The sequence below is a fragment of the Vibrio sp. S11_S32 genome (genome assembly GCF_014694465.1).
Taxonomy (GTDB): Bacteria; Pseudomonadota; Gammaproteobacteria; order Enterobacterales; family Vibrionaceae; genus Vibrio; species Vibrio algicola.
In genome coordinates this window covers 1-1,495 of sequence record NZ_JAAUWS010000112.1, presented here as the reverse complement: position 1 = coordinate 1,495, position 1,495 = coordinate 1, and the positions used below count along the sequence as shown (strand labels likewise).

1 protein-coding gene is annotated in these 1,495 nt (G+C 40.3%); it reads left to right on the top strand.

The genetic code is table 11. From position 1 onward, the window contains the following. The first annotated feature begins 172 nt into the window (after positions 1 to 172). On the top strand, positions 173 to 1,396 hold the full coding sequence (locus HC723_RS16765; RefSeq protein WP_446751413.1) for a two-component regulator propeller domain-containing protein: 1,224 nt from the start codon (positions 173 to 175) through the stop codon (positions 1,394 to 1,396). The last annotated feature ends 99 nt before the right edge of the window (positions 1,397 to 1,495 follow it).

Sequence of the window (1,495 nt, the reverse complement as noted above, 5' to 3'; positions counted from 1 at the left end):
ATTATTGATGACATTAAGCGCTTGAGAAACGTCCATAAAAAATCCTAGCATATTAAATATGCTAGGATTTTTACACAGCTATAGGATCGTTCAACCACTATTTTAAGATCTTAAATGATCGGCATTAATCCCGCGCTGAGTTCTATTTATTTTGTGTTAAGGCTTGCTCGTGATGCTGCGTATTGGGCGTTTATTCGCATTACTGATGATTTCATTTTCAGTAAATGCACTAGATGCAAATTCAATTTTTTATCCGTTACCTAGCCAAACGCAAGGGCAATTCCTGACGGCCAAAAAACTGTTTCCAAATCCTAAAGGTGGTATCTGGGTTCAAGATATTCGCAATCATATTCATTTCTATGATGGGCAGCACCTACTCACCAATAAAAATCGAAGTCTGGATGGTAATACCGAAAATATGGTGTATGCCGATGGTGATTTTTGGTTCACAGAGGCGAATAAGCTTTATCGTTTATCGTCTGACGGTCAGCGTGATGTGGTGTTAAATTTAGTCAATGCGCAATCATTTAAAAAGGTCGGCTATTCTAGTGGCAAGATCTGGGCATTTTCGGCAAAATTTTTTCATAGTTATGATTTAACCACCGGAAAAGTTCGTTCTATTCCAACGGTTGAGATCACGCAAGCAGCTATTGGGGAAGATGTTCAAATAGAATCGGCTGTTTTTATTCATCAACACTGGGTGGTGAGTACTCAATATGCGGTTTTCTTATTGGGCGACACCGGGATAAAAAAGCTGACCGGTAATGAAATAACAGGCATCAATAAAATCTATTATGACCAACAACAAGATCGAATTTTATTGGCTACGCAAACAGGGGTTAAGTGGCTTAATGGAACCACAGGGGCGCTGCAACCACAAAGTATTGGGAGTGAAGATGTCACCAGTATCGCGATAAGCGCAACCGATTATTGGATAGGCACTCAAAATGGCTTGTTGGTTTATAATATTCACCAAGCTTCAACCACAATATTTCAAGCCAACTATCAAGATGATTATTCCCTCGCTAATAATTCGATTTTTGATCTGGCCTTAGATCAAAAAGGGGGGATATGGATAGCTACCGCGCGTGGAGTCAGTTATTACTCACAATCAAGTGCGATGTTTAAGCGCGTACGTTTTGGCACACAAAAAAATCAAATTCCATTTGGTCGAATTAACAATATGTTAGTTAATAATGATGGCGATAGTTGGTTGGCGACGACAACCGGGTTATATCGAATTCATGCTGCTAAAAATGGTGATAAAGCGGCCAAAGTAGAACGTATCATGACCGGAAATATTCGTAATATTGTCAGAGTAAAAAGTCAATATTGGCTTACTCGGGATAATGAATTATGGTGTTTTGATCGTAAGCGTTCACCAGCACCCTATTGACAGGGCTGGTGAACGTTAAAAACCGAATACGTTTGGGTAGGGCTGTCGATTCGTCACGGCTGTGACGATTTCGGACACAACTGACCATGCTGAGAGGCC

Excerpts from the sequence above, each read along its gene's own strand:
- HC723_RS16765 (WP_446751413.1), top strand. The coding sequence starts at position 173 with ATGCTGCGTATTGGGCGTTTATTCGCATTACTGATGATTTCATTTTCA.